The 22,338-nt window shown below is 69.5% G+C and carries 23 protein-coding genes and 1 pseudogene; 13 read left to right on the top strand and 11 right to left on the bottom strand.

The features are described from left to right. The coding region (locus tag ACYVE7_RS09660) for a hypothetical protein (protein WP_460364250.1) at nucleotides 1–607 on the top strand (607 nt) is incomplete at its 5' end. A 157-nt stretch (nucleotides 608–764) separates the two neighbouring features. Here ACYVE7_RS09660 and ACYVE7_RS09655 read toward each other — a convergent pair. Beyond that, nucleotides 765–1,319 (bottom strand): TetR/AcrR family transcriptional regulator, encoded by a 555-nt coding sequence (locus tag ACYVE7_RS09655; RefSeq protein ID WP_460364249.1) that lies wholly within the window; start codon nucleotides 1,317–1,319, stop codon nucleotides 765–767. A 51-nt stretch (nucleotides 1,320–1,370) separates the two neighbouring features. On the opposite strand from ACYVE7_RS09655, the gene ACYVE7_RS09650 reads away from it, so the two are divergent. After that, complete coding sequence (locus ACYVE7_RS09650) at nucleotides 1,371–2,288, top strand: alpha/beta hydrolase (RefSeq protein ID WP_460364248.1); 918 nt, start codon at nucleotides 1,371–1,373, stop codon at nucleotides 2,286–2,288. On the opposite strand, the gene ACYVE7_RS09645 is transcribed toward ACYVE7_RS09650, so the two are convergent. Further along, nucleotides 2,285–3,133 (bottom strand): SDR family oxidoreductase, encoded by an 849-nt coding sequence (locus tag ACYVE7_RS09645; RefSeq protein WP_460364247.1) that lies wholly within the window; start codon nucleotides 3,131–3,133, stop codon nucleotides 2,285–2,287. The genes ACYVE7_RS09650 and ACYVE7_RS09645 overlap by 4 nt on opposite strands. Before the next feature lie 8 nt (nucleotides 3,134–3,141). Further along, nucleotides 3,142–3,966, bottom strand: coding sequence for a MaoC/PaaZ C-terminal domain-containing protein (locus tag ACYVE7_RS09640; RefSeq protein ID WP_460364246.1), 825 nt, complete (start codon nucleotides 3,964–3,966; stop codon nucleotides 3,142–3,144). A 64-nt stretch (nucleotides 3,967–4,030) separates the two neighbouring features. On the opposite strand from ACYVE7_RS09640, the gene ACYVE7_RS09635 reads away from it, so the two are divergent. Continuing rightward, entirely contained in the window at nucleotides 4,031–5,215 is a 1,185-nt protein-coding gene (locus ACYVE7_RS09635) for a lipid-transfer protein (RefSeq protein ID WP_460364245.1), read from the top strand. Here the strand turns inward: ACYVE7_RS09635 and ACYVE7_RS09630 are convergent. From ACYVE7_RS09630 to ACYVE7_RS09620, 3 genes are all read right to left on the bottom strand, one after another. Further along, complete coding sequence (locus ACYVE7_RS09630) at nucleotides 5,197–5,886, bottom strand: Uma2 family endonuclease (protein WP_460364244.1); 690 nt, start codon at nucleotides 5,884–5,886, stop codon at nucleotides 5,197–5,199. The genes ACYVE7_RS09635 and ACYVE7_RS09630 overlap by 19 nt on opposite strands. A 72-nt stretch (nucleotides 5,887–5,958) precedes the next feature. Continuing rightward, nucleotides 5,959–6,957 (bottom strand): ribonucleotide-diphosphate reductase subunit beta, encoded by a 999-nt coding sequence (locus tag ACYVE7_RS09625; protein WP_460364243.1) that lies wholly within the window; start codon nucleotides 6,955–6,957, stop codon nucleotides 5,959–5,961. Between the two features lie 31 nt (nucleotides 6,958–6,988). Next, entirely contained in the window at nucleotides 6,989–9,148 is a 2,160-nt protein-coding gene (locus ACYVE7_RS09620; RefSeq protein ID WP_460364242.1) for a ribonucleoside-diphosphate reductase subunit alpha, read from the bottom strand. A gap of 325 nt (nucleotides 9,149–9,473) precedes the next feature. Here ACYVE7_RS09620 and ACYVE7_RS09615 point away from each other — a divergent pair, with 325 nt between their 5' ends. From ACYVE7_RS09615 to ACYVE7_RS09605, 3 genes are read left to right on the top strand one after another with little or no spacing between them, the layout of a single operon-like run. Then, nucleotides 9,474–10,724 (top strand): ABC transporter permease, encoded by a 1,251-nt coding sequence (locus tag ACYVE7_RS09615; protein ID WP_460364241.1) that lies wholly within the window; start codon nucleotides 9,474–9,476, stop codon nucleotides 10,722–10,724. Nucleotides 10,725–10,751: 27 nt separating this feature from the next. Then, nucleotides 10,752–11,798 carry an efflux RND transporter periplasmic adaptor subunit gene (locus ACYVE7_RS09610; protein WP_460364240.1) on the top strand — a complete coding sequence of 349 codons (1,047 nt, stop codon included), beginning with the start codon at nucleotides 10,752–10,754 and terminating at the stop codon, nucleotides 11,796–11,798. Next, on the top strand, nucleotides 11,795–12,538 hold the full coding sequence (locus ACYVE7_RS09605; protein ID WP_460364239.1) for an ABC transporter ATP-binding protein: 744 nt from the start codon (nucleotides 11,795–11,797) through the stop codon (nucleotides 12,536–12,538). Before ACYVE7_RS09610 ends, ACYVE7_RS09605 begins: the two co-directional genes overlap by 4 nt. A gap of 45 nt (nucleotides 12,539–12,583) precedes the next feature. On the opposite strand, the gene ACYVE7_RS09600 is transcribed toward ACYVE7_RS09605, so the two are convergent. Then, nucleotides 12,584–14,029, bottom strand: coding sequence for an MFS transporter (locus ACYVE7_RS09600; RefSeq protein WP_460364238.1), 1,446 nt, complete (start codon nucleotides 14,027–14,029; stop codon nucleotides 12,584–12,586). A gap of 133 nt (nucleotides 14,030–14,162) precedes the next feature. Between ACYVE7_RS09600 and ACYVE7_RS09595 the strand changes: the two genes are divergently transcribed. Together ACYVE7_RS09595 and ACYVE7_RS09590 are read left to right on the top strand one after the other, a co-directional pair. Next, complete coding sequence (locus ACYVE7_RS09595; protein ID WP_460364237.1) at nucleotides 14,163–14,732, top strand: hypothetical protein; 570 nt, start codon at nucleotides 14,163–14,165, stop codon at nucleotides 14,730–14,732. After that, entirely contained in the window at nucleotides 14,729–15,226 is a 498-nt protein-coding gene (locus ACYVE7_RS09590) for an OmpA family protein (protein ID WP_460364236.1), read from the top strand. The genes ACYVE7_RS09595 and ACYVE7_RS09590 overlap by 4 nt, the downstream gene beginning before the upstream one ends. Here ACYVE7_RS09590 and ACYVE7_RS09585 read toward each other — a convergent pair. Both ACYVE7_RS09585 and ACYVE7_RS09580 read right to left on the bottom strand, forming a co-directional pair. Further along, nucleotides 15,223–16,830 carry a peptide chain release factor 3 gene (locus ACYVE7_RS09585; protein ID WP_460364235.1) on the bottom strand — a complete coding sequence of 536 codons (1,608 nt, stop codon included), beginning with the start codon at nucleotides 16,828–16,830 and terminating at the stop codon, nucleotides 15,223–15,225. The two genes, ACYVE7_RS09590 and ACYVE7_RS09585, sit on opposite strands and share 4 nt — an antisense overlap. A gap of 35 nt (nucleotides 16,831–16,865) precedes the next feature. Continuing rightward, on the bottom strand, nucleotides 16,866–17,441 hold the full coding sequence (locus ACYVE7_RS09580) for a hypothetical protein (protein ID WP_460364234.1): 576 nt from the start codon (nucleotides 17,439–17,441) through the stop codon (nucleotides 16,866–16,868). A 70-nt stretch (nucleotides 17,442–17,511) separates the two neighbouring features. Between ACYVE7_RS09580 and ACYVE7_RS09575 the strand changes: the two genes are divergently transcribed. Beyond that, the gene (locus ACYVE7_RS09575; RefSeq protein WP_460364233.1) at nucleotides 17,512–18,189 is read left to right on the top strand and encodes a TVP38/TMEM64 family protein; all 678 of its coding nucleotides are present in this window, start codon (nucleotides 17,512–17,514) and stop codon (nucleotides 18,187–18,189) included. A gap of 25 nt (nucleotides 18,190–18,214) precedes the next feature. After that, the gene (locus ACYVE7_RS09570; RefSeq protein ID WP_460364232.1) at nucleotides 18,215–19,081 is read left to right on the top strand and encodes an NAD-dependent epimerase/dehydratase family protein; all 867 of its coding nucleotides are present in this window, start codon (nucleotides 18,215–18,217) and stop codon (nucleotides 19,079–19,081) included. Between the two features lie 24 nt (nucleotides 19,082–19,105). Here ACYVE7_RS09570 and ACYVE7_RS09565 read toward each other — a convergent pair whose 3' ends face one another. Further along, nucleotides 19,106–19,486, bottom strand: coding sequence for an ATP-binding protein (locus ACYVE7_RS09565; RefSeq protein WP_460364231.1), 381 nt, complete (start codon nucleotides 19,484–19,486; stop codon nucleotides 19,106–19,108). A 161-nt stretch (nucleotides 19,487–19,647) separates the two neighbouring features. On the opposite strand from ACYVE7_RS09565, the gene ACYVE7_RS09560 reads away from it, so the two are divergent. Together ACYVE7_RS09560 and ACYVE7_RS09555 are read left to right on the top strand one after the other, a co-directional pair. Then, entirely contained in the window at nucleotides 19,648–20,514 is an 867-nt protein-coding gene (locus tag ACYVE7_RS09560) for a helix-turn-helix domain-containing protein (protein ID WP_460364251.1), read from the top strand. Between the two features lie 42 nt (nucleotides 20,515–20,556). After that, on the top strand, nucleotides 20,557–20,751 hold the full coding sequence (locus tag ACYVE7_RS09555; RefSeq protein ID WP_460364230.1) for a DUF397 domain-containing protein: 195 nt from the start codon (nucleotides 20,557–20,559) through the stop codon (nucleotides 20,749–20,751). Nucleotides 20,752–20,834: 83 nt separating this feature from the next. On the opposite strand, the gene ACYVE7_RS09550 is transcribed toward ACYVE7_RS09555, so the two are convergent. After that, nucleotides 20,835–21,746, bottom strand: a complete 912-nt coding sequence (locus ACYVE7_RS09550; RefSeq protein ID WP_460364229.1) for a proline dehydrogenase family protein — start codon at nucleotides 21,744–21,746, stop codon at nucleotides 20,835–20,837. Between the two features lie 88 nt (nucleotides 21,747–21,834). Between ACYVE7_RS09550 and ACYVE7_RS09545 the strand changes: the two are divergent. Beyond that, a pseudogene (locus tag ACYVE7_RS09545) lies at nucleotides 21,835–22,338 on the top strand (PucR family transcriptional regulator); the annotation flags it as partial.

The raw sequence follows: 22,338 nt of genomic DNA, 5'->3' as shown, positions 1-22,338 counted from the left end.
CCGCTGGAGCAGCCGCCGAGCCAAAGGACTCGTGCTGTACACCCCGGTCGTCCGTTCCGCCACCGACATCTGGGCGGGCGGATACCGGATCGGCTCCGACGACGACGGCTATTCCGGCGAATTCCATTTCGACGGCAAGACCTGGCGCGAACACACCCCGCCACCCGTCAAACTCACCGCACCGATCTGCGACGGCAGCGTACGCCCCTGCGCGGAAGCCCGGTTCGGCGGGCCCACCATCCTGAACAAACGCACGCTCGTCATGTCGGTGTCGATCCACCACGAACGCGCTGACGGCACCTTCGTCAACACGTCCTACCTGCTCCAGTGGACGGGCAAACGCTGGAAGCGGCTCGCCAAGACCTGGCCCTGGCTCATCTCCGGGATCACCCCGGACCGCGACGGCGGCCTGTGGTTCACCGCGCGCGACGACTTCACCCCCGTCAGCGGCTGGGCCGACCAGATCATCGTGCACCAAACCGCCAGGGGCGCCGTGACCTCCGTTCCCCTCCGCGCCAGCGTCTACGGCCTGTCCGCAGCCCGCGGCATCGTGTTCGCCATGGGCGAGACCTCCTCACGAAAGCACATCTGGGCCATCCGACCCTGAGCCCCGCGCAGCCTTAGCCCGGCAAGAGGCTGATGTCAGCGTCGTCCGACAGCAGGAAGTGGCGGCGATCTTCCGACCGCCAAGTACTCGGTCTACCGGGGGCGGGTGAGGATCGAGGCGCGGCGGCGAGTCGGATCATTTCGTGATTTTTCGCCCCTCAGCGGAATTCGCGTTGGAGGGCGGTGAGGATGCGCCAGGTGTGGGTGGACATTTCGTCGGGGGTGGCGGGGAGGCGGTCGTGGAGCCAGTCGCCGAGGATGCCGGTGAAGGAGCCGGCGGCGGCGCTGCTGGCGACGGCGTGGAGTGGGGAAGGGCCGAGGCGGAGTTCGCGGTCGGTGCGGCTGCGGCACGCCAGCTCGCAGTGGAGGAGCTCGCCCAGCGGGCCCGAGCCGCCCGGGCCGATCAGGCTGCTGTAGAGGCGGCGGTTGAAACGGATCGCCTCGAACAAGGCGGCGATCTCCGGGGGCGGGGTGCGGGGGAGGTCAGGGCGGGCGTGGAGGGTGTCGACGGCCGTGCGGACGATCTCGGCGCAGGCGTCGACGGCCAGGGCGTTCAGATCGTCGTAGTGCAGGTAGAAGGTGGTGCGGGCGACCTTCGCGCGGCGGACGACGTCCGAGACGCTCACCTCGCTCAGCGGTGCCAGGGCGCACGCCTCGCGCAGGGCGGCCTGCAGCCTGGCCCTGGTTCTGGCGATACGCGGATCGGTCACCATCCCAACAATACGAACTTGTCGGGACAGGTCGGGATGTTCTAGTAAGGGGTCATGAGGCGTCTGGCATGGATCATGGCTCTGCTGGTGGTGGCCGGATGCTCGGACGGGGCAGCGGAGCCCGCGCCGACGGAGATCGACTCGCCGCCGGCCGTCGCCGCGATCACCGCGAAACGGACCGAGGGACGGCTGGACAGCCTCGTCGTAGCGTCGCCCGCGCTCGGCCGCAGTCTCAAAGTGTGGGTGCTGCGTCCCGAAGGATGGACGCCCGAGTCGAAGGGCTGGCCGGTCCTGTACCTGCTCCACCCCTGCTGCGGCGCGGCCGACGGCTGGATCGGGCAGGGCGGCCTCGTGGAGACGGCCGCGAAGCTGAAGGCCGTCGTGTTCGTTCCGGAGGCCGATCCGATGGGCTGGTACAGCGACTGGGTCGACGGCCCCGCCTGGGAGACCTTCCATCTGAAGGAGCTCGGCGGGCTGCTCGAACCGGTGTACGGGGTGTCCGGGCGGCGGGCCGTCGCGGGGGCGTCGATGGGCGGGTTCGGGGCGTTTTCGTACGCGGCCCGCAACCCGGGGCTGTTCCAGGCGGCCGCCTCGTTCTCCGGCGCCCTCCACCCGGACGGCGACCGCCCCGGCTTCACCGCGTTCCTCAACGGCCACGGCACCGACCCGGCGAAACTCTGGGGCGACGACTGGGCGGCCCACGACCCGACCGAGCTGGCCGCCGAACTCCGGGGCGTCGACCTGTACGTGTCGAGCGGCAACGGGCTGCGTCCGGGCCCGCTCGACCAGCCCGGAGCCACCTCGCCGAACGACTCGGAGATCCCGGTCCTCGCCCAGAGCAGGGCGTTCACGGCCGCCGCCGCGAAAGCCGGCGTCAAGGTGCGCACCGACTTCTACGGCGACGGCTTCCACCGCTGGCCCTACTGGAAGAGGGCGCTGGCCCGCGCCCTCCCCGTGCTCTTCCCGAACTAGCCGAGCGCGGCCTTCACCGACTCGACCGTCCATGGGGCGTCCGTGGTGTGCTGCTCGCCGAGCTGCCAGGTGGTGCACGGCGAGATCAGCCCGCCCTGGACGGCGTAGAGCTGCCCGGTGATCGAGCACTCCGCCGACGCCAGGTAGGCGACGAGCGGGCTGATCTGGTCGGGATCGAACTGCTTGTCGGCCATCATCGCGTCCAGGCCGGGGGTGGCGAGGGTCAGCCGGGTGCGGGCGACCGGGGCGATCGCGTTGCAGCGCACCCCGTACCGGCCCAGCTCGGCGGCCGCGACCAGCGTCATCGCGGCGATGCCGGCCTTGGCGGCGCCGTAGTTGACCTGCCCGGCGTTCGGCAGGAACGTCCCGGACGCCGACGCCGTGTTGATCACGGACGCGTTGACCTGCTCGCCCGCCTTCGACTGGTTCTTCCAGTACTCGGCGGCGTGCCGCAGCACCGTGAAGTGGCCCTTGAGGTGCACCGCGATGACGGAGTCCCATTCGGCCTCGGACATCTGGGCGATGAACCGGTCCCGCAGGATGCCCGCGTTGTTGACCACGATGTCGAGCCGGCCGAACTCGCTGACGGCCTGCTCGACGAGGCCGGCGCCGCCCTCGAACGACGCGACGTCGTCGCCGTTGGCGACGGCGATCCCGCCCGCCGCGATGATCTCGTCCACGACCTGCTTGGCGGGGCCGACGTCCGAGCCGCTGCCGTCGCCTCCGCCGCCGAGGTCGTTGACGACCACCTTCGCGCCTTCACGGGCGAACAGCAGCGCGTGCTCCCGCCCGATCCCGCGTCCGGCGCCGGTGATGACCGCGACCCTGCCGTCGAGAATGCCCATGAGTGCTCCTAGCCGATCTCAGCGAGGCCGTCTTTGATGACGATCCCGTCGGGGGTGGTGGATTCGAACCCGTAGTTGCCGTCGCCCAGGTCGTAGATCTTGGTCGTGACGTCCTGGCCCGGCAGGACGAACCGGGAGAACCGGACCGCCAGCCGGCGCAGCCGGGTCGGGTCGCCGCCCGCCACCGACGTGAGGACGGCCTGCGAAGTGAACGCCATCGTGCAGAGCCCGTGCGCGATGATCCCCGGCAGCCCGGCCGACTTCGCGAACTCCTCGTCCGTGTGGATCGGCATGGGGTCTCCCGACGCTTTCGCGTACCGGAAGGTCTGGTCGCTGTCCACATGCTGGACGACCTCGGCGACCGGTTCACCCTGCGCCACCAGCGTGTGCGCGGGAGCCATCTCACCGACGGTCTCACCCGCGTCGACGCCGCGGAAGAACGACACCATCCACTGCTCGTTGACCAGTTCGCCGTCCGACGTCCTGGTCTCGATCTTCACGCTGAGGGTGGCGCCCGACGACTTGGCCGCGAACCCGGTGGCCTTGGCGCGCGACACGAGCGTCATGCCGGGGACGATCGGCCGGTGGAAGACCATGTCCTGCTCGCCGTGGACCACGAACGGGATGACGTCGTGCGGCACCACGTCGAGGACGGGCTTCAGCATCGCCTCGAAGACCGGCACGATCGCGAAGACCGGCGGCGCGAACTCGCCGTCCAGGTGCTCCCGGATCGTGTCGTTGGTCGCGTTCGTGTACTCGATGGTCCTGGCCCGCTCGACCTTGAACTCCAGCGGCTCGCTCCAGACGCCGAGCGCGTCCTTGTTGAAGCCCATCTGTCCTCCTCCAAGAAACATACAGCCTTGACTGTTTCTTATTGGGTGGCCTAGCGTCAAGCTCATGAGGACTTATGTGATCGGCGTCGGGATGACCAAGTTCGAGAAGCCCGGCTCCCGCGAGTGGGACTACCCGGACATGGCGCGCGAGGCCGGCACCAAGGCCCTCGCCGACGCCGGGATCCCCTACGACAAGGTCGAGCAGGCCGTCGTCGGCTATGTGTACGGCGAGTCGACGTCGGGCCAGCGCGCCGTCTACGAGCTGGGCCTCACCGGCATCCCGGTCATGAACGTGAACAACAACTGCTCGACCGGTTCGACCGCCCTGTACATGGCGCGGCAGCTCGTCAAGGGCGGGCTCGCCGACTGCGTCCTGGCGCTCGGGTTCGAGAAGATGCAGAAGGGTTCGCTGACCTCCTCCTACGAGGACCGTGAGCAGCCGATGCTGAACCACGTCAAGGAGCTGTTCCCGCTGTTCGAATGGCAGGGCGAGCCGATCGCCCCGTACATGTTCGGCGCGGCGGGCCGCGAGCACATGCAGAAGTACGGCACGACGGCCGAGCAGTTCGCGAAGATCGGCGAGAAGAACCACCGCCATTCCGCGAACAACCCCTACGCCCAGTTCCAGGACGTCTACTCCCTCGACGACATCCTGGCCGCCCGCGAGATCTACGCCCCGCTGACCAAGCTCCAGTGCTCGCCGACCTCGGACGGCTCAGGTGCGGCCGTCATCGCGTCGGAGCGGTTCGTCGAAGAGCACGACCTGTGGGCGCAGGCCGTCGAGATCGCGGGCCAGGCCATGGTCACCGACACCGCCGACACGTTCTCCGACAAGTCGGCCATCACCCTGGTCGGCGCGAAGATGTCCGCTCTGGCCGCGCAGAAGGCGTACGCGGAGGCGGAGCTGGGCCCCGACGATCTTCAGGTCGTCGAGCTCCACGACTGCTTCTCCACCAACGAGCTCCTCACCTACGAGGCCCTGGGCCTGGCCGCGGAGGGCGAGGGTGGCAAGCTCGTCGACTCGGGCGACAACACCTACGGCGGCAAGTGGGTCGTCAACCCGTCCGGCGGCCTCATCTCCAAGGGCCACCCCCTGGGCGCGACGGGCCTCGCCCAGTGCGCCGAACTCACCTGGCAGCTCCGCGGCACCGCCGAAGCCCGCCAGGTCGACAACGTCACCGCCGCCCTCCAACACAACATCGGCCTGGGCGGCGCCGCCGTGGTAACCCTCTACCGCCCGGCCCGCTGACCTGCGGCGGCGGGGTGCCAGGGCCACCACTTGTCGGTCGGGAACGTCACGCCGATGTGCTCGGGGAGAACAACGGTCTCGCCGAACTTCCAGGTCTGGGACTGGAGGTAGGCGCCGGTCGTCGCGTCGGGAATGGAGTAGAGCGTGACGCGCGGATCTCTGGGGTCGCCGTCGATCAGAAGGTAGAGCGGGATGGCGGCCGCCGCGTAACACGACCACTTCGACGGGTTCTTCCGCGCCTTGCCTGCTTCTGGCTGCCGGTCGCTGTCGGCGTTGGAGTACGAGGTGACTTCCACCGCGATCTCCACCTGGTCGGGTACGAGGTAGCGGACTCTCGCGGCGCGGGCCTCCGCCAGCAGGGCGCTGTCCCCCACGGTGAGGTCGGGGATGAGGCCGTCACCCACCCCGACCAGGCCCAGCGCGGTTCCCGGAACCGCGTGCCAGTCGCCTCCCGCGCGTTCGCTCGTGCGGAAGGCGTCCAGGATGTCGCCCACGATCTCCTGGTGCTCGAGACCCGGTGCCGACCTGATGACGATCTCCCCCCCGATGATTTCGATCGTGGAGCCGGCGGGGAGGTTGGGAAACGTGTCCGCGAGCTCCCCACTCGCCCATAGAGCGAAGGGGGAGTCATGGAGAACCACGTCGAAGCTGTGGACACGCGCGACGGTCACGCCAGGTCTCCCATCCCTCACGATCTGCTCCAGTCAGCGTAGGGCAGCGTCACTCTGAGCGTAGCCGGGTCGTCAGAAGTCTTCGTCGAAGGAGACGGAGCCTTCTACGGCTACCTGGTAGGCGGAGACTCGGCGTTCGAAGAAGTTGGAGAGTTCCTGGACGTCCTGGAGTTCCATGAAAGGGAAAGGGTTCTGGGTGCCGTAGCGGCGGGGGAAACCCAGACGGGCCAGGCGCTGGTCGGCGACGTACTCCAGGTAGGAGCGCATGTCGGTGGCGCCCATTCCGGGCAGGCCCTCGCCGCACAGGTCGTGGGCGAAAGCCAGTTCCGCGGCGACGGCCTCCTCCAGCATTTCGGTGACCTGGACGGTGAGTTTGTCGTCGAACAGGCCGGGCTCCTCCTGACGGACCGTGTCGACCACCGAGAACGCGAAATCCATGTGCATCGACTCGTCGCGGAACACCCAGTTGGTGCCCGAGGCGAGACCGTTGAGAAGGCCGCGGTCGCGAAGCCAGTACACATAGGCGAACGCGCCGTAGAAGAAAAGGCCCTCGATGCAGGCGGCGAAACAGATCAGGTTGAGCAGGAAGGCGCGCCGGTCGTCCTCGGTGGTCAGCTCGTCCAGTGACGAGATGGAGCCGATCCACTTGAAGCAGAACTCGCCCTTCGCCCGGATCGACGGAATGTGCTCGATCGCGGCGAAAGCCTGGACGCGTTCGGCGTCATCCTGCAGATAGGTGTCGAGGAGCGTCAGATAGAACTGGACGTGCACGGCCTCCTCGAAAAGCTGCCGGGAAAGGTACAGCCGCGCCTCGGGCGAGTTGATGTGCTTGTACAGGTTGAGGACGAGGTTGTTGGAGACGATCGAGTCGCCCGTCGCGAAGAACGCGACGAGCCGCTTGACCAGGTGGAGTTCGTCGGCCGTCAGTTTCGCCAGATCGGCGAGATCGGACGCGAGGTCCACCTCCTCGACCGTCCACGTGTTGCGGATGGCCGCCTTGTAGCGCTCGTAGAAGTCCGGGTAGCGCATGGGGCGGAGGGTGAGATCCATGCCGGGGTCGAGAAGGGTCACGCGGTGCTCCTGGGGCTGGTGCTGGTCTCGATCACTGGCAGGCGTCGCAGATCTCGGGGTTGGCCAGGTCGGGGAGCTCCAGCTCCATGCCGCCGGGGGCGGTGACCGTGGTCTGGGCGATGCGCGTCGCGGGGCGGGAGCGCAGGTAGTAGGTGGTCTTCAGACCGGCCTTCCATGCGTAGGCGTACATCGACGACAGCTTGCCGATGGTCGGGGTGGCCATGAAGAGGTTCAGCGACTGCGACTGGTCGATGAACGGGGTGCGCGCGGCGGCCAGGTCGATGAGCGCCTTCTGGGGGAGCTCCCAGGCCGTCCGGTAGAGGGACTTCAGGTCGTCGTCCAGGACGGGGATGGTCTGGACGGAGCCCTCGGCGCGCTTGATCGCGTCCCGGATCTCGGGGATCCACAGCCCGGCGGCCTGCAGGTCGGCGACCAGGTACTTGTTGATCTGGAGGAACTCGCCGGACAGGGTCTCGCGTTTGAAGATGTTGGAGACCTGCGGCTCGATGCACTCGTAGCAGCCGGCGATCGACGCGATGGTCGCGGTGGGGGCGACGGCGCACAGCAGCGAGTTCCGCAGCCCGGTCGCGGCGACGCGGGCGCGCAGCGCGTCCCACTCGGGCCCGGTGCCGACGCCGAAGTGGTCGGGGTGGAGCACGCCGCGGGCGGCGCGCGTCTGGGCGTAGGACGGGTGGACGCCCAGCTCCTCGGCCAGATCGGCGGAGGTCGCGTAGGCGGCGAGCGCGATCGCCTCCTGGATCGCGGTCGACAGCGCGAGCGCCTCGGGCGAGTCGAACGGCAGCCGCAACGTGAAGAACACGTCCGCCAGGCCCATCACGCCGAGGCCGACGGGACGCCACTTCTTGTTCGCGGTCTCGGCCTCGGGCGTCGGGTAGAAGCCCCGGTCGATGGTCCGGTCGAGGAACCGGACGGCCGTCTGCACGGTCTCGCGCAGCCGCGCGAAGTCGAACCCGTCCGCGGTGACGTGCCGGGCCAGGTTCACCGAGCCGAGGTTGCAGACCGCGGTCTCCCCGTCGTGCGTCACCTCGAGGATCTCGGTGCACAGGTTCGACAGGTGGACGACGTTGCCGGGCTCGGCCGTCTGGTTGCAGGCCCGGTTGGAGGCGTCCTTGAAGGTCATCCAGCCGTTGCCGGTCTGCGCGAGGGTCCGCATCATCCGGCCGTACAGGGTGCGCGCCGGCATCTGCCGGACGAACTTCCCGTCGGCTTCGGCCTTCCGGTAGGCGGCGTCGAACTCGTCGCCGTACAGGTCGACCAGCTCGGGGGTGACGTTCGGGTCGAACAGCGACCACACGGAGTCGGATTCGACGCGCCGCATGAACTCGTCGGGGATCCAGTTGGCGAGGTTCAGGTTGTGGGTGCGGCGCTGCTCCTCGCCGGTGTTGTCGCGCAGCTCGAGGAACTCCTCGATGTCGGCGTGCCACGGCTCCAGGTAGACGCAGGCGGCGCCCTTGCGCCGTCCGCCCTGGTTGACGGCGGCGACGGAGGAGTCGAGGGTCCGCAGCCAGGGGACGATGCCGTTGGAGTGGCCGTTGGTGCCGCGGATCAGCGAGCCGCGCGACCGGATCCGCGACCAGGAGATCCCGATGCCGCCCGCGTACTTCGACAGCCGGGCGACCTGCCCGTACCGCTCGTAGATCGACTCCAGTTCGTCCTGCGGGGAGTCGAGCAGGAAGCAGGAGGAGAGCTGGGCGCGGCGCGCGCCGGAGTTGAACAGGGTCGGCGACGACGGCAGGTACTCCAGCCTCGACATCAGCCCGTACAGCCGGGCGGCGTCGTCGACGGTGTCGGACAGCCCGCACGCGACGCGCAGCATGAAGTACTGGGGGCGTTCGATGACGTTGCGGGTCTCGGGGTGGCGCAGCAGGTACCGGTCGTAGACGGTGCGCAGCCCGAAGTACTCGAACCGGGCGTCGGCGGTGTCGTCGATGAGGGCGTCGAGGGCGTCGGCGTTGGCGGCGACGAAACCGGCCGTCGCGTCGTTCAGGAGTCCTTCGCGGTGCGACAGCGCGATCGAGGTGGCGAACGAGACGACGCCTTCCTGCGCGGCCTCGTCCTTGATGAGTTCGGCGAGCAGCGCGGCGGCGGTGCGCGAGGCGGCGGGGTCGACGGCCACCCGGGCGGCGGCGTCGCGGATGGCGAGTTCGCGGTCAGGAGGTGCGATCGTCAAGGTGTTCTCCCGTTTCCTGGCATACGGAAAGCAGGGGTCACCTGCCCACCGTGCCGTCCCTCGAGGCGTCATGGACTGCGGGGCGCGGGCAGGTCTTCGGACTCTAGGGGTGCGAACCTCCGGCCGCCGCTTTGTGGCTGCTGGGGGGCCAGCGCCAGGATGGAACCCTACATCTAGTGGCTGTGGTCCGCGAGCCGTCCAGATGTTGGGCGTGTCACGTGTCTTGTGAAGGTCTCGTGAACAAGCCCGATCTTGCGCAGTTCTTACCGATAGGGTGACACGACCCTTACCGCCGAATTCGAGGTAGTCCATGCCGATCTGGGGGATGTTTCTCTCGGCACTCGCGGAGATCCGGGTCGGCAAGGTCCGGGTGATTCTCTCGGGATTCTGCGTCGCCTGCCTCGTCGCCACGGTGACCCTGGTGACGGCCGTCGCCGGCCTCACCCAGCAGGCCGCGCAGAAGTATTTCGAGCAGGAGACCGGACGCCCCGGCACGCTCGAGATGTACGTCGATTTCGGGTTCGAGCGGAACGGGCCGAAGCCGCCGAGCAGCGCGGGACTCGCCGCGATGCGCGCCGATTTCGAACGTTACGGGATCACCTACAGCGCGCTCGCCGACACCAGCGGGAAGATCCGCACCCAGTCCGGCGAGATCCTGACGAGCATGGGCGAGAACGGTCCGCCCGCCTTCCAGATGCAGGGCGTCGACGCCGCGCTCACCGACATCCGCACACTCCAGCTCCTGGGCGGCCGCTGGCTCACCCCCACCGACGACCAGCGGCTCGAACCGCAGCTCGTGGTGAGCAAGGGCTTCCTGGCCAACGCCGGGATCCCGCTGCACAGCGGGCTCGGCTCGGTCGTCTCGATCGCCGACGGGCAGAACCGGTGGGTGCGGTCGCGGATCGTCGGCGTCATCGACATCGGCAAGGAACAGCTCGGCGGGGACTACAACGGCGGCGGCCAGTCGCCGCGGGTCTATCTGCCGTTCACGGCCGTCAACCGGATGGGCCTGCAGCTCCAGCAGACGATGTTCGTGCTGCGGGTGCCGAAGGAGACCGTCAGGAAGACCACCCGGCAGATCAACAAGGCGTCCAAGGGCTGGGACGGTGTCCAGCATGTGGGCGTCAATCCGCGGTTCAGTGACTTCGCGGAGATCGGCACCAAGCTGCGGCTGCTGATGGTCGGGGTCGCGGTCGCGATGCTGCTGCTCGGCTCGCTGCCGGTGGTGGTGCTGGGCATCTTCGCGGTGCGGCAGCGGCGCAGCGAGTTCGGCGTGCACCGGTGCTTCGGCGCGACCGGCTCCGACCTGTTCCTGACGGTGCTGCTCGAAGCGCTCATCAGCTGTTTCATCGCGGGCGCCCTGGGCGTCGGCGCGGCGTTCGTGGTCACCGGGAAGCTCGCCGACTTCGTGGTGCAGCAGCGGTACGGCGACGGCGGCTTCGTCATCGACACCTCGTTCCCGTGGGAGGCGGCGCAGCTCGGGCTGGGTGTCGCGGTCTGCGTGGGCTTGTTCACCGGACTCATCCCCGCCTGGCGGGCGATGCAGAAGTCCGTCATCCGGGCGATCCGGGCTTAGGCGATCCGGGCTTAAAGGAGACCTCTCATGGCATTGGGCATCTGGGCGAACCGCGCCGGCAAGGCGGGCATCCTGCTGGTCGTCGTCGGTGTGGTCGGCGCGACCGGCTACCTCGCCGGCAACGGGGCGGCCGCGCCGCAGCCCGTCGTCGAGGCGCTGCCGCAGCCGGACTTCGCGCCGCGCGTCATCACGGTGAAGGAAGGGTCGGTCACGTCGCGGCTCGTGCTCAACGCGACGATCGCCGCCGAACCCGCCGTGCAGGTGCGGCCCGAGAAGGGCGGCCAGGTCACCAAGGTGCTGGTCAAGGCCGGTCAGCGGGTGAACAAGGGCGAAGCGGTCATCGCGTACAAGTACACGCCCGAGATGACCGAGCCGGCCGACCCGAAGAAGAAGCCGAAGCCGCCCAAGCCGCAGACCCTCTACCTGGCCTCGACGGCCACCGGCAAGATCAAGGAGATGGCGGCGCACGTCGGCACCTCGATCATGCCGGGTGAGGCCGCCTTCACCGTCGACCTGGGCCGCTACCGCGCCGTCGCGACGGTCGACAGCAAGAACGTCTACAAGCTCTACAACGAGCCCGAGTCGATCAAGATGCAGATCGACCACGGCCCGGCCCCGTTCCGCTGCCCCCTGATCGACTACGGCGCGGGCGTCGGCGACAAGGCCGCGGGCAAGTCCAAGGGCGCGGGCAACGACGGCGGCGAAGTCCAGGTGACGTGCCGGATCCCGGCCGGCAAGCGGGTCTTCGCCGGGCTGCCCGGCAAGATGTCGATCCTCACCGACGAGGTCGCCGGGGTGCCGCTCGTGCCGCTGTCGGCGGTGCTTGGCCAGACCGGCACCGGCTATGTGACGGTCGTCAAGGGCGGGCAGCAGGAACGCCGTCAGATCAAGCTGGGCCTCAACGACGGCCGGATGGTCGAGGTCAAGAGCGGGCTCAAGGCAGGCGAGAAGATCCTCGACCGGGCGCCGGAGGACCGCGCGTTCGGCGGACCCGACGGCGGCGGCTCCGGCACCGGCCCCGGCGGGCCGAAGATGATGCCCGAGGGCGCCGTCATGGGCGAGAGCATCCCGTGACCGCCGCCGAGGCCGAGGGCAGAGTGGGCCAGCACCGGGCCGTTCCCGGTGAGCCGGCCGTCGAGGTCACCGGGGTCACCAAACGGTTCAAGATCCGTGGACGGCGTGAGCCGCTCGTCGTGCTCGACGACATCCATCTGACCGTGCCGAGCGGCGGCAGCGTCGCGATCGTCGGACTGTCGGGTGCGGGCAAGTCGACCCTGCTGAACACGCTCGGGCTGCTCGACCGGCCCGACCAGGGGACGATCCGGGTGTTCGGCACCGAGACCGTCAAGCTGCCCGAACGGCAGCGGGCGTCGCTGCGCGGCAAGACCATCGGGTTCGTGTTCCAGCAGCTCAACCTGCTGTCGGGGCGGACGGCCCGCCAGCAGGTGGCCGTCCCGCTGCTGTACGAGGGCGGCAAGGCGCTGCGGGAGCGCGGCAGGCTCGCCGACGAGGCCCTGGCCCGGGTCGGGCTGGGGGAGCGGCTGCACTCGAAGGTGTCGGAGCTGTCGGGCGGTGAGCAGCAGCGCGTCGCGATCGCCCGCGCCCTGATCCGCGACCCGCGCCTGATCCTCGCCGACGAGCCGACGGGCGCCCTCGACCCGGTCACCGCCGCCCAGGTGATGGAGCTGCTGTTCGCCACCGCCCGCGAGGACGGCCGCGCCCTGATCCTCGTCACCCACGACCACGTGCTCGCCCGCCGCGCCGACGCCGTCTACGTCCTGGACGCCGGCCGCCTCGACCCCGCCGAAGCCTAAAAACGGAGAAGCCCGCGCCGGAGCGCGGGCCTCTGCGGAGCGGGCCTAGTGGGTGGCGCGCGCCTTCTTGGGGAGCAGGAACGCCAGGCCGAACGCGACCGCTGCGAGCGCGATCGCGGCCAGGGTGACCTGCTGCGCGGCGTGCAGCCCGTTGCCCGCGGGGTCGCCCGCGACCAGGAACCGGTTGAAGAACACCGTGCCGAGCGAGGCGACGCCCAGCGCGGCGGCGAGCTGCTGGATCGACTCCAGCGCTCCGGCCGCCGAACCGACCTCGTGGTCGGCGACCTCGCCCATGATGATGCCGAACAGCGGCACGAAGATCATGCCCATGCCGGCGCCGCCGACCAGGAACGGCAGCGCCAGCGGCCACGCGCTGACGTCCGTGCCGAGCAGTTCGAGCACGACGTAGACCGCGACCATCCCGGCCGTCATCAGGGCGAGGCCCAGGTGCAGCACCTTGCGGCCCAGGTTCGGGCTCATCGCGCCCGCCGCCGACCCGACGAACGCGCCCACCGCCCACGGCGCCATCGCGACGCTCGCCCCGATCGGGCTGTAACCGAGCGCGAGCTGGAGCAGGAACCCCGTCGCGATCATGAAGCCCATGATGGCGATGAAGAACGCGACCACGAACAGCACGCCCGAGCTGTAGGAGCGGCGCGCGAACACCGAGAGCTCGACCAGCGGGGTCTTCCCGGCCTTGGTGCGGCGGAGCTGGTGGACGGCGAACAGGCCCAGTACCGCGACCGAACCGGCGAGCATCGCGAAGATCCAGACGGGCCAGCCGTGCTCGCGGCCCTGGACCAGCGGGTAGACCAGCAGGGTCATGCCCGTCGCGGCGATCAGCATCCCGGTGACGTCGAGCCCGCCCGCGGCGTTCCCGGTGCTCTTCGGCAGCGCGATCCGGCCCGCGATCAGCGCGAACGCCCCCAGCGGCAGGTTGATCAGGAAGATCGAGCGCCAGTCGGTGCCGAACACGTCGGCCTTGATGAGCAGCCCGGCCACGATCGGGCCGAGGATCGTCGCGAGCCCGATCGACGGTCCGAACACGCCCCACGCCTTGGCCTGGTCCTCGCCGGGGAACAGGTCGCGGATCAGCCCGAAGCACTGCGGCACCATGACGGCGGCCGTCAGGCCCTGCAGCACCCGTCCCGCGATCAGGGCCTCGGGGGACAGGGACACCGCGCAGGCCAGCGACGCGAGGAGGAACCCGGCCGAGCCGGCCAGCAGCATCCGGCGGCGGCCGAACATGTCGCCGAGCCGTCCGCCGGTCATCAGCCCCGCGGCCATGACGAGGGTGTAGCAGGCGACGATCCACTGCATCGCGGCGTAGGAGCCGCCGAGGTCGGCCTGGATGACGGGGAGCGCGACGTTCACGATGCTGCCGTCGAGGAGGTTCATCAGGGTGGCGGCGAGCAGGGCGAACAGCCCCAGCCAGCGCCGGTCGGTGACGGGCCGCGGTGCCGTGCCGAGCGCCTCGAGCGTGACGGTCATGGGGGGTACCTCCGGATCGGAACGAACCGTTCTGTTCCCTCAACTATAGCGGAACGGAATAATTCATTCCACTCCTTTGGCCGGATCGTGCCACCACGCCAACTCCCCGCCCGTCCCACGGGTCACAGCAGGCATGAGAACCAAGATCGTGGCAGGACTCGCGCTCCTCACCCTGCTCGCGGCCGGATGCAGCAGCAGCGACCGGGGCAACTCCTCCGGCGAGGGATGGAACGGCGAAGCCGCCCAGAACCAGCAGCAGGAGCAGCAGAAGTCCGCGACCAAGGTGGCCGGCGGGGACGTCGGCGTCACCGACCAGACGACCGTGCTCGCCAAGGCCAGGATCTCGGCCGGCGGCGGCGACGCCGACCTCGTGCTCAACGGCCTCAACGCGCGCGGCGGGCTCGCGATCGCCGACTTCACCCTCACACCCGTGAAGATCCGGCCGCTGAACAGCAACACCTACTACTGGTTCTTCAACCAGCAGAAGCCCACCGCCTCACTGCTCGACCCGGTCAACCTCAAGCGCTACACCGTGGTCAAGGACTCCGACGGCAACCTGCTCGCGCCCGACAGCGTCGCGCTGGCCGTCGGGCAGCCCGTGTCGCTCAGCTTCACCTTCGCCGCGCCGCCCCAGGACGTGACACGCGTCGACGTCCAGCTCGGCGACATGCCGCCGTTCCGCAACGTCCCGATCAGCCGATGAGGCGGCCGCTGCTCCTGGCCGTCCTGCTGACGGCCCTGATCGCGCCCGCCGCGCAGGCCGACCCCGCCGACGTGCTGCCGACGGTGCTCGACGTGCCCGCGACCGTCCTGGACGTCGATCTGGACGGCTCGGTCGTGCCGCTGGAACGGCGCGAAGGCGCCACCCTGACGCTCAGCTCCGACGTCCTGTTCGCCTTCGGCGAGGCCGCGCTCACCGACCAGGCCAAGACCCATCTGGCGAAGATCGCCGACGGGCTGCGCGGGAAACGGGTGCGGGTGGCCGGGTTCACCGACACGATCGGCTCGCCCGCCGCCAATCTGGCCCTGTCGCGCCGCCGGGCCGAGGCCGTCCGGGACGAGCTGATCCGGCTGGGCGTCGCGGACGTCACGGCCAAGGGCTACGGCGAAGCAAGGCCCGTCGCCCCGAACGTCACGAACAAGAAGGACGATCCCGACGGCCGCGCCCGCAACCGCCGGGTCGAGATCACTTCCTAGTACTGGCCCGCCGCGAGCATCTGCTCGATCTTCAGATCGGGGTGTTCGCGTTCGATCGCGCGCAGCCGCCACTTGTCGGCGAACAGCGCGACCAGATCGCCCGTCAGGGAGCGGGTGAACACCTCGACGCCGCGCATCTTCGCCAGCTCGGCGCCCGACTCGGCGTCGGTGAGACGGCACTCGTTGAAGTCCATCGTGGTCAGCACCACGGGCGAGTTGAACTCGTGCTCCATCCGGTGCGCGACCACCTCGAACTGGAGCGGGCCGACCGCCGCCAGCACCGGCGCCTGGTCGCCGCGGATGTCGCTGCGCAGCACCTGCACGGCGCCCTCGGAGTCGAGCTGCTCGATGCCCCGGCGGAACTGCTTGTACTTGCCGACGTCCTTGGCCCGGCAGACCATGAAGTGCTCCGGCGCGAACGCCGGGATCGCCGGGAACGCCACCGCGGGCCCGTCGTACAGCGACTCCCCGACGGTCAGGCCGTGCGTGTTCGGCAGGCCGATGACGTCACCGGGGAAGGCGGTGTCGACGGTCGTCCTGTCCCGGCCGAACACCGTCTGGGCGTGCTTGGTGACCAGGCCGCGCCCCGACGAGCTCATGGTGAGCGTCATCCCGCGCTCGAACTTGCCGGAGCAGACCCGGACGAAGGCCAGCGAGTCGCGGTGCGCCCTGTCCATTCCGGCCTGCACCTTGAAGACCTGCCCGGAGAACGGCGAGTCGACCGGGCGTTCGCCGCCGTCGGCGGTGCGCCGGTCCGCGGGCGGCGGCGCGTAGGTCTCCAGCGCGTCGAGCAGCGCCGCCACCCCGAACTGGGGGAGTGCCGCGCCGAACAGGACGGGGGTGGAGATGCCGCCGGTGTAGGCCTCGTTGTCGAGCTCCGCGCCGATCTCGGTGAGGAGGGTGAGTTCCTCCATCGCGGTCTCCCAGACGTCGCCGAGCTCGGCCGCGGCCGCTTCGGGCGTCATGGTGACGGCCAGTGCCGCCTTGCCGTTCGGCTGCGGGACGAACTTGGTGAAAGTGCCGTCCTTCCGGCTGATCAGCCCGCGGAAGTCGCCCGCGACCCCGACCGGCCAGTTCAGCGGCGCGGCGTGCAGCCCGATCCGCTGCTCGATCTCGTCCAGCAGTTCCAGCGGCTCACGGCCCGGCCTGTCCCACTTGTTGACGAAGGTCACGATCGGCACGTTGCCGTGCTTGCAGACGTCGAACAGCTTCAGGGTCTGCGCTTCGAGGCCCTTCGCGGAGTCCAGCAGCATGACCGCGCCGTCGACCGCGCTCAGCACCCGGTAGGTGTCCTCGGAGAAGTCGGCGTGGCCCGGCGTGTCCAGCAGGTTCAGCAGCGCCCCGTGGTAGTCGAACCGCAGCACCGACGAGGTGATCGAGATCCCTCGGCTGCGTTCCATCTCCATCCAGTCGGACGTGACGCCCGCCCTGTCGCCCTTGCCGTGCACCGCGCCCGCCGACGAGATCGCCGCGGCCTGCACGGCCAGCGCCTCCGTCAGCGTCGACTTTCCGGCGTCCGGATGGCTGATCACCGCGAAGGTACGCCTGCGCGCGGCCTCCGCGGAGACCTCGTCCTTGCCCTTCACGGCACAACCCCTCTCCACCCAACACCTCAGCCTTACTACTTTACGTGTGCTTCCTACCGCTCCGGGCCGCGCCGGGCGTAGGCGAGGACGTCGGCGCGGCGGTAGAGGCGGCGGACGCGGCCTCCGGCCAGGGGGATCTCCTCCGCGGGGGCGGGCCAGCCTTTCGGGGGGCGGGTGGCGTAGACGGTGACGGTGCCGGCGGCCAGGCCCAGGAGACGGCCGGCCTCGGCGAGGGTGAGGAGATCTTTTTCGGGTTCGGCGGGGAGGGCGGCGTGCCAGGACGTCCACTCGGCGGGGTCCCAGTAGAGGGCCTTGCCGTGGCGTTCCACGGGTTCGGGGTGGCCGTTGGCGGCGCGGGCCGCCCAGAGCTCCTTCAAGGCGTGCTTGGACAGGCCCGACAGTTCGGACAGGCGGTCGCGGTTGGCGAGGCCGGAGAAGCCGGCGGAGTCGCGGGAGGAGTACCAGGCGGCCCAGTCGGCGGCGTTCCAGGTGAGTTCGCGCCCGCGGGCCCCGTCGGATTCCGGATGGCCCGTTACCGCCCGTTCGCGGTACCACTTTTCGAGGGTCGACCGGCCGAGGCCGTATCCGGCCATCAGCTCCGCACGTGTCACCGATCCGCTTTCCGTCACAGGACCAGTCTGCCTGCCCGGCCCGCCGTTACACGGTCCTTAAGGGTCGCCCCGGTAAGGTGCAACAACCATGAGACGGTCCGTAGCACGGTTCGGGGCACTGGTCGCGGGAGCGGCGTCGGCGGCCCTCGCAGCCGCTTTGCTGATGCCCGACAAGGAAGTCATCGCCAAGTTCGTCCAGGAGGCGGGGCTTTTCGGTCCCGTCATCGCCGTCACCGGCTGCGCCCTGCTGACGCTCGCGCTGGTGCCCCGCACCGCCCTGGCGTTCCTGGGCGGGCTGCTGTTCGGGCTCGGCCCCGGCTCGGCCTATGTGCTGGTCGGTGCGCTGCTCGGGGCGTCCGCCTCGTTCGCCGCGGGCCGGCTGCTCGGCCGCGAATTCCTGATGGAACGGCTGAAGGGCAGCGGACGGCTCACCCGGCGGCTGGCGAAACTCGACGGCTGGCTGGGCCGGCACGGGGTTCTCGGCGTCATCTTCGTCCGGCTGCTGCCGATCGCGCCGTACGGGCTGACCTCCTATGCGTTCGGCACCTCCGCCACCGGATTCCGCCCCTACCTGGTCGGCAGCGCCATCGGAGCGGTCCCGACGACCGTCGGCTACGCGGCCCTCGGCGCGGCCGTCTGGGGCCCCGACGCCATGCCCATGGCCATCGGAGTGCTGAGCGCGATCGGCCTGATGAGCCTCGCCGTGACCGTTCTGCTACGCAGGACGACCATGCTGAGGTCGCCCGAGACGGCCGAGACCGGATAACTTGTCCGTGGATGGAGGTCCCCCGATGAAGATCCTCGTGGCCGGCGCCACCGGCGTTGTCGGTCGTTCTCTGCTACCCCTGCTCGTCGCGGCCGGACACGATGTCTCCGGCATGACCCGCCGTCGCGACCGTGCGGCGTCGATCGAGGCGCTCGGCGCCCACCCCGTGATCGTCGATGTCCTGGACTCCCGGCGGCTCCGCAAGGCCGTCAAGGCCGAGAAGCCGGACGTCATCATCCACCAGCTCACCGATCTTTCGGCCGAGGACTTCGCGGCCAACGGCCTGCTCCGCATCGACGGCACCCGCAACCTCGTCGAGGCCGCACGCGCCGCCAAGGTCGAGACCATGATCGCCCAGTCGATCGCCTGGCTGTACGTGAAGGGCGACGAGCCCGCCGTCGAGACCGACGCGCTCGACGGAACGCTCCCGCCGTACAAGGGCGTCGCCGCGCTGGAGGAGGCCGTCGCGTCCATGCCGCGCGGCATCGTCCTGCGGTATGGAGCGCTCTACGGCCCCGGCACCTGGTACGCGCCGGGCGGCGCGATCGCCAAGCGGGTGCAGGCGGGCGAGCTGAACCTGTCGCCCGCGTGGACTTCGTTCGTGCACGTGGACGACGCCGCCTCGGCCGCCGTCGCAGCGCTCGACTGGGAAGCGGGCGCCGTCAACATCGTCGACGACGAGCCGGCGACCTTCAACGACTGGCTGCCGCTGTACGCGGAGTCGCTGGACGCCCCCGGGCCGAAGGCGGGCAAGCACGCCGCGCTGACCGGACGTCCGATCTCCAACGCCAAGGCGCGCGGACTGGGCTGGGAGCCGACCTACCCGAGCTGGCGCAGCGGCGGGCTGATCACTCCCGCGCAGGAGCCGGAGGGCGACGCCTCCCGCGTCTGACCTGGCCGGGGCGGAAGGCGCAGGTCAGAACGTGACGGTGTACCAGAACCGCAGCCGCTCGTCGGGGAGGCGTTCCCAGCCCCAGTCCTTGGCGAAGGCGTCGAGGATGAACAGGCCGCGGCCCGACTCGTCGTCCTCGGAAGTCTCGACGCCGAGGATCGGATCGCCTTCCCCGCCCTGGTCGATCAGTTCGACGCGGACGGAGTCGGCGCCGCGTTCGACGAGCAGTTCCACTTCGCCGCCCGGCCTGGCGTACGCCACGCTGTTGCCGAAGGTCTCCGACAGGAGCTGGACGGCCGCGTACGTCGCGGGATGGTCCGCGCCGAGCCAGTCGGTCAGCCAGCGGCGTGCCACGCGCACCTGCTCCGGGGTTCCGGGCAGCCGGGTGCGCGCGGCGGTCAACATGCGATCTCTGTCATCGCCGATACCCCCCTGGGTCGGTCCGCAGGACCGTAGCGCTCGCGTGTCGCTACGCTCTGAGTGTGAGCCGCGACACGCGGTCGTGTAAAGCGCTTCCGTGGAATATTCCAAAGTCGATCGTGTCGAACTCCCGCAGAGGGGACCAGATGGCTACAGCACGGACCAGCCCGACAGTCCGCCGCAGAAGGTTGGCCAGTGAGATGCGGAGGCTCCGGCTCGAGCGCGGCGTCAACCTCGATGACGCGGCGCGGGGCTCGGATGTGGGCCGCACCACGGTCTACCGGATCGAGACGGCGTCGCACGCGCCGCGCGTCAACGACATCCGGGCGCTCTGCCGTTATTACGAGGTTTCGGAGGAACACTCCGAAGTTCTGGTGGTCCTGGCCCGGGAGTCGCGGCTGCGCGGCTGGTGGCAGCGGCCCGGCGCGGCCGTCCCGGCCTGGTTCGAGACCTATATCGGGCTGGAGGAGGAGGCGTCGGACCTCCTGATCTACGAGCCCGAGCTGATCACCGGGCTGCTGCAGACCGAGGCGTACTACCGGTCGCTGCTGCGCGTCGATCCGACCCTTCCGGCCGAGAGCGACGCCGAGCAGGATCGCCGGGTCGAAGTGCGCCTAAAGCGTCAGGAAAGGCTCACAGGTCCTGATGCTCCAAAACTCTGGGTGATACTCAACGAATCGGCGTTGCGACGCGAAGTAGGCGGCCGCGACGTCATGAAAGCGCAGCTCGAACATCTGGTGAGAATTTCACAGCCACGGCACATCACGCTGCAGGTTCTGCCGTTCTCAGCGGGCGCACATGCGGGTGTGGACGGCCTGTTCCATATTTTGGGTTTCCCCGAGCACGCCGATCCTTCCGTCGTGTACCTTCAGTTCCGCCGAGGCAGCCTCTATCTGGAGGAGCCTGAGGATCTCGCTGAGTACACTGAGATCTACGAGCACCTGCGTGCCGTCGCTCTCTCTCCGGCCCAGTCGATCGAACTCATCGAACGGATCGCCGCTGAGACGCGCTGATACGTGGGTCGGCGATTCTCGAAAAGAAAGCGGGTGGTTCGAATGTTGGAATTCTCCCGTCTCTCCTGGCGGAAGAGCAAGCGAAGCGCACAGAACGGCGCCTGCGTTGAAGTGGGCTCCGGTCGGTCGGCAAGGGAACATGTCGCGATTCGCGACAGTAAGAATCCGGAAGGCGCGAAACTCGTGTTCGCCCGTACGGAATTCCGTTCCTTCGTGGGCCGCGTGAAGTCGCTCTAGTTCGAGCGGCGCCGCCGTGTCAACGCCCGTTCGGCACGGCGGCTCCGTTCACTTCGGCTCCGTTCACCTCGGAGCCGTTCGTCTCAGACGAAGCTGCGCAGGAAGAAGGCCAGGTTGGCGGGGCGTTCGGCTAGCCGGCGCATGAAGTAGCCGTACCAGTCCGCGCCGTAGGGGATGTAGGCGCGCACGCGGTGGCCCTCGGCGGCCAGTCTGAGCTGCTCGTCGGTGCGGATGCCGTAGAGCATCTGGAACTCGAACGAGCCCTTCGCACGGCCGTTCCTGACGGCCAGGTCCTTCGCGATCTCGATGAGGCGCGGGTCGTGCGAGCCGATCATCGGGTAGCCCTCGCCCGCCATCAGGATCTTCAGCACCCGGACGTAGGCCAGGTCGACGTCGGCCTTGTCCTGGTAGGCGACCGTCGCGGGCTCCTTATAGGCGCCCTTGACCAGCCGTACCCGCGACCCCTTTGTCGCGAGACGCCTGGCGTCCTCCTCCGTGCGGAAGAGGTACGACTGGAGGACGGCGCCGGTCGACGGGTGGTCGCGCCGGAGCTCCTCGAGGATGCCCAGCGTGGAGTCGACCGTGGTGTGGTCCTCCATGTCGAGCGTCAGAGTGGTGCCGATGGCGGTCGCGGCCTCGGCGACGGCCCGCGCGCCGGACAGGGCGAGGTCTTCGTCGAGGGCCTGGCCGAACGCCGACAGCTTCACCGACACCTCGGCGCGGGCGCCGAGCCCCTCGCCGTCGAGGGCGGCGAGCAGCCGCAGGTAGGCGTCGCGGGAGGCGAGGGCCTGGGCGGGGGAGGTGATGTCCTCGCCGAGGTGGTCGAGGGTGACCTCGATCCCGTCGCCGGCGAGGGAGTGGACCGCGCTGAGCGCGTCGGGCAGGGTCTCGCCCGCCACGAACCGGTCGACGACCGGCCGGGTCAGCGGGGTGGAGCCCACGATCCGCCGCATGGTGTCGCTGCGGGACGCGGTGAGGAGCACAGGTCCGAGCATCAGTTACCTCCCGAGATGTCCGTCCCCTCGACGGTAAGCCGGGCCGGCCTGAGCCACTATCGACAGCCGTAAGTACATAATCAGACAGGTGTATGAAGGCGATTTCCAGGGCCTGGTCGACGCCGTCTCGGCCCTGCTCGGCGCCCCCGCCACCCTGGAGGACAGGGATTTCCGGCTGATCGCGTTCGCCGCCCAGGAGGGCGAGCTGGACGACGTCCGGATGGGGTCGATCCTGCGTCGCGGCTCCGAACCGGAGATCAGGAAGTGGTTCGAGGGGTTCGGCATCGCCAAAGCCGACAGGCCGGTCCGGACTCCCGCCGAGCCCGTCCGGGGGATCAGGGAGCGGCTCTGCCTGCCCGCACGGCACCGGAAGATCACCTACGGGTATGTGTGGCTGCTGGACGGCGGCGCGATCCCCCTGGACGATCCACGGCTCGCCGAGGCGATGGAGCTGGCCGCCGAGGCGGCGGCGCGGCTGGCCGTCCGGCCGTCGGAGGCGTTGAAGGGGCTGCTGTCGGACGGTCCGCAGGAGCGGGCCGAGGCGGCGCTGCTCCTGGCGGACCGGGCGATCGCCACGGGGCCGTTCCACGCG

It is taken from the genome of Actinocorallia lasiicapitis (assembly GCF_054778695.1).
The sequence above is the reverse complement of the archived record's forward strand: the minus strand, read 5'-3'. Positions and strand labels throughout refer to the sequence as shown.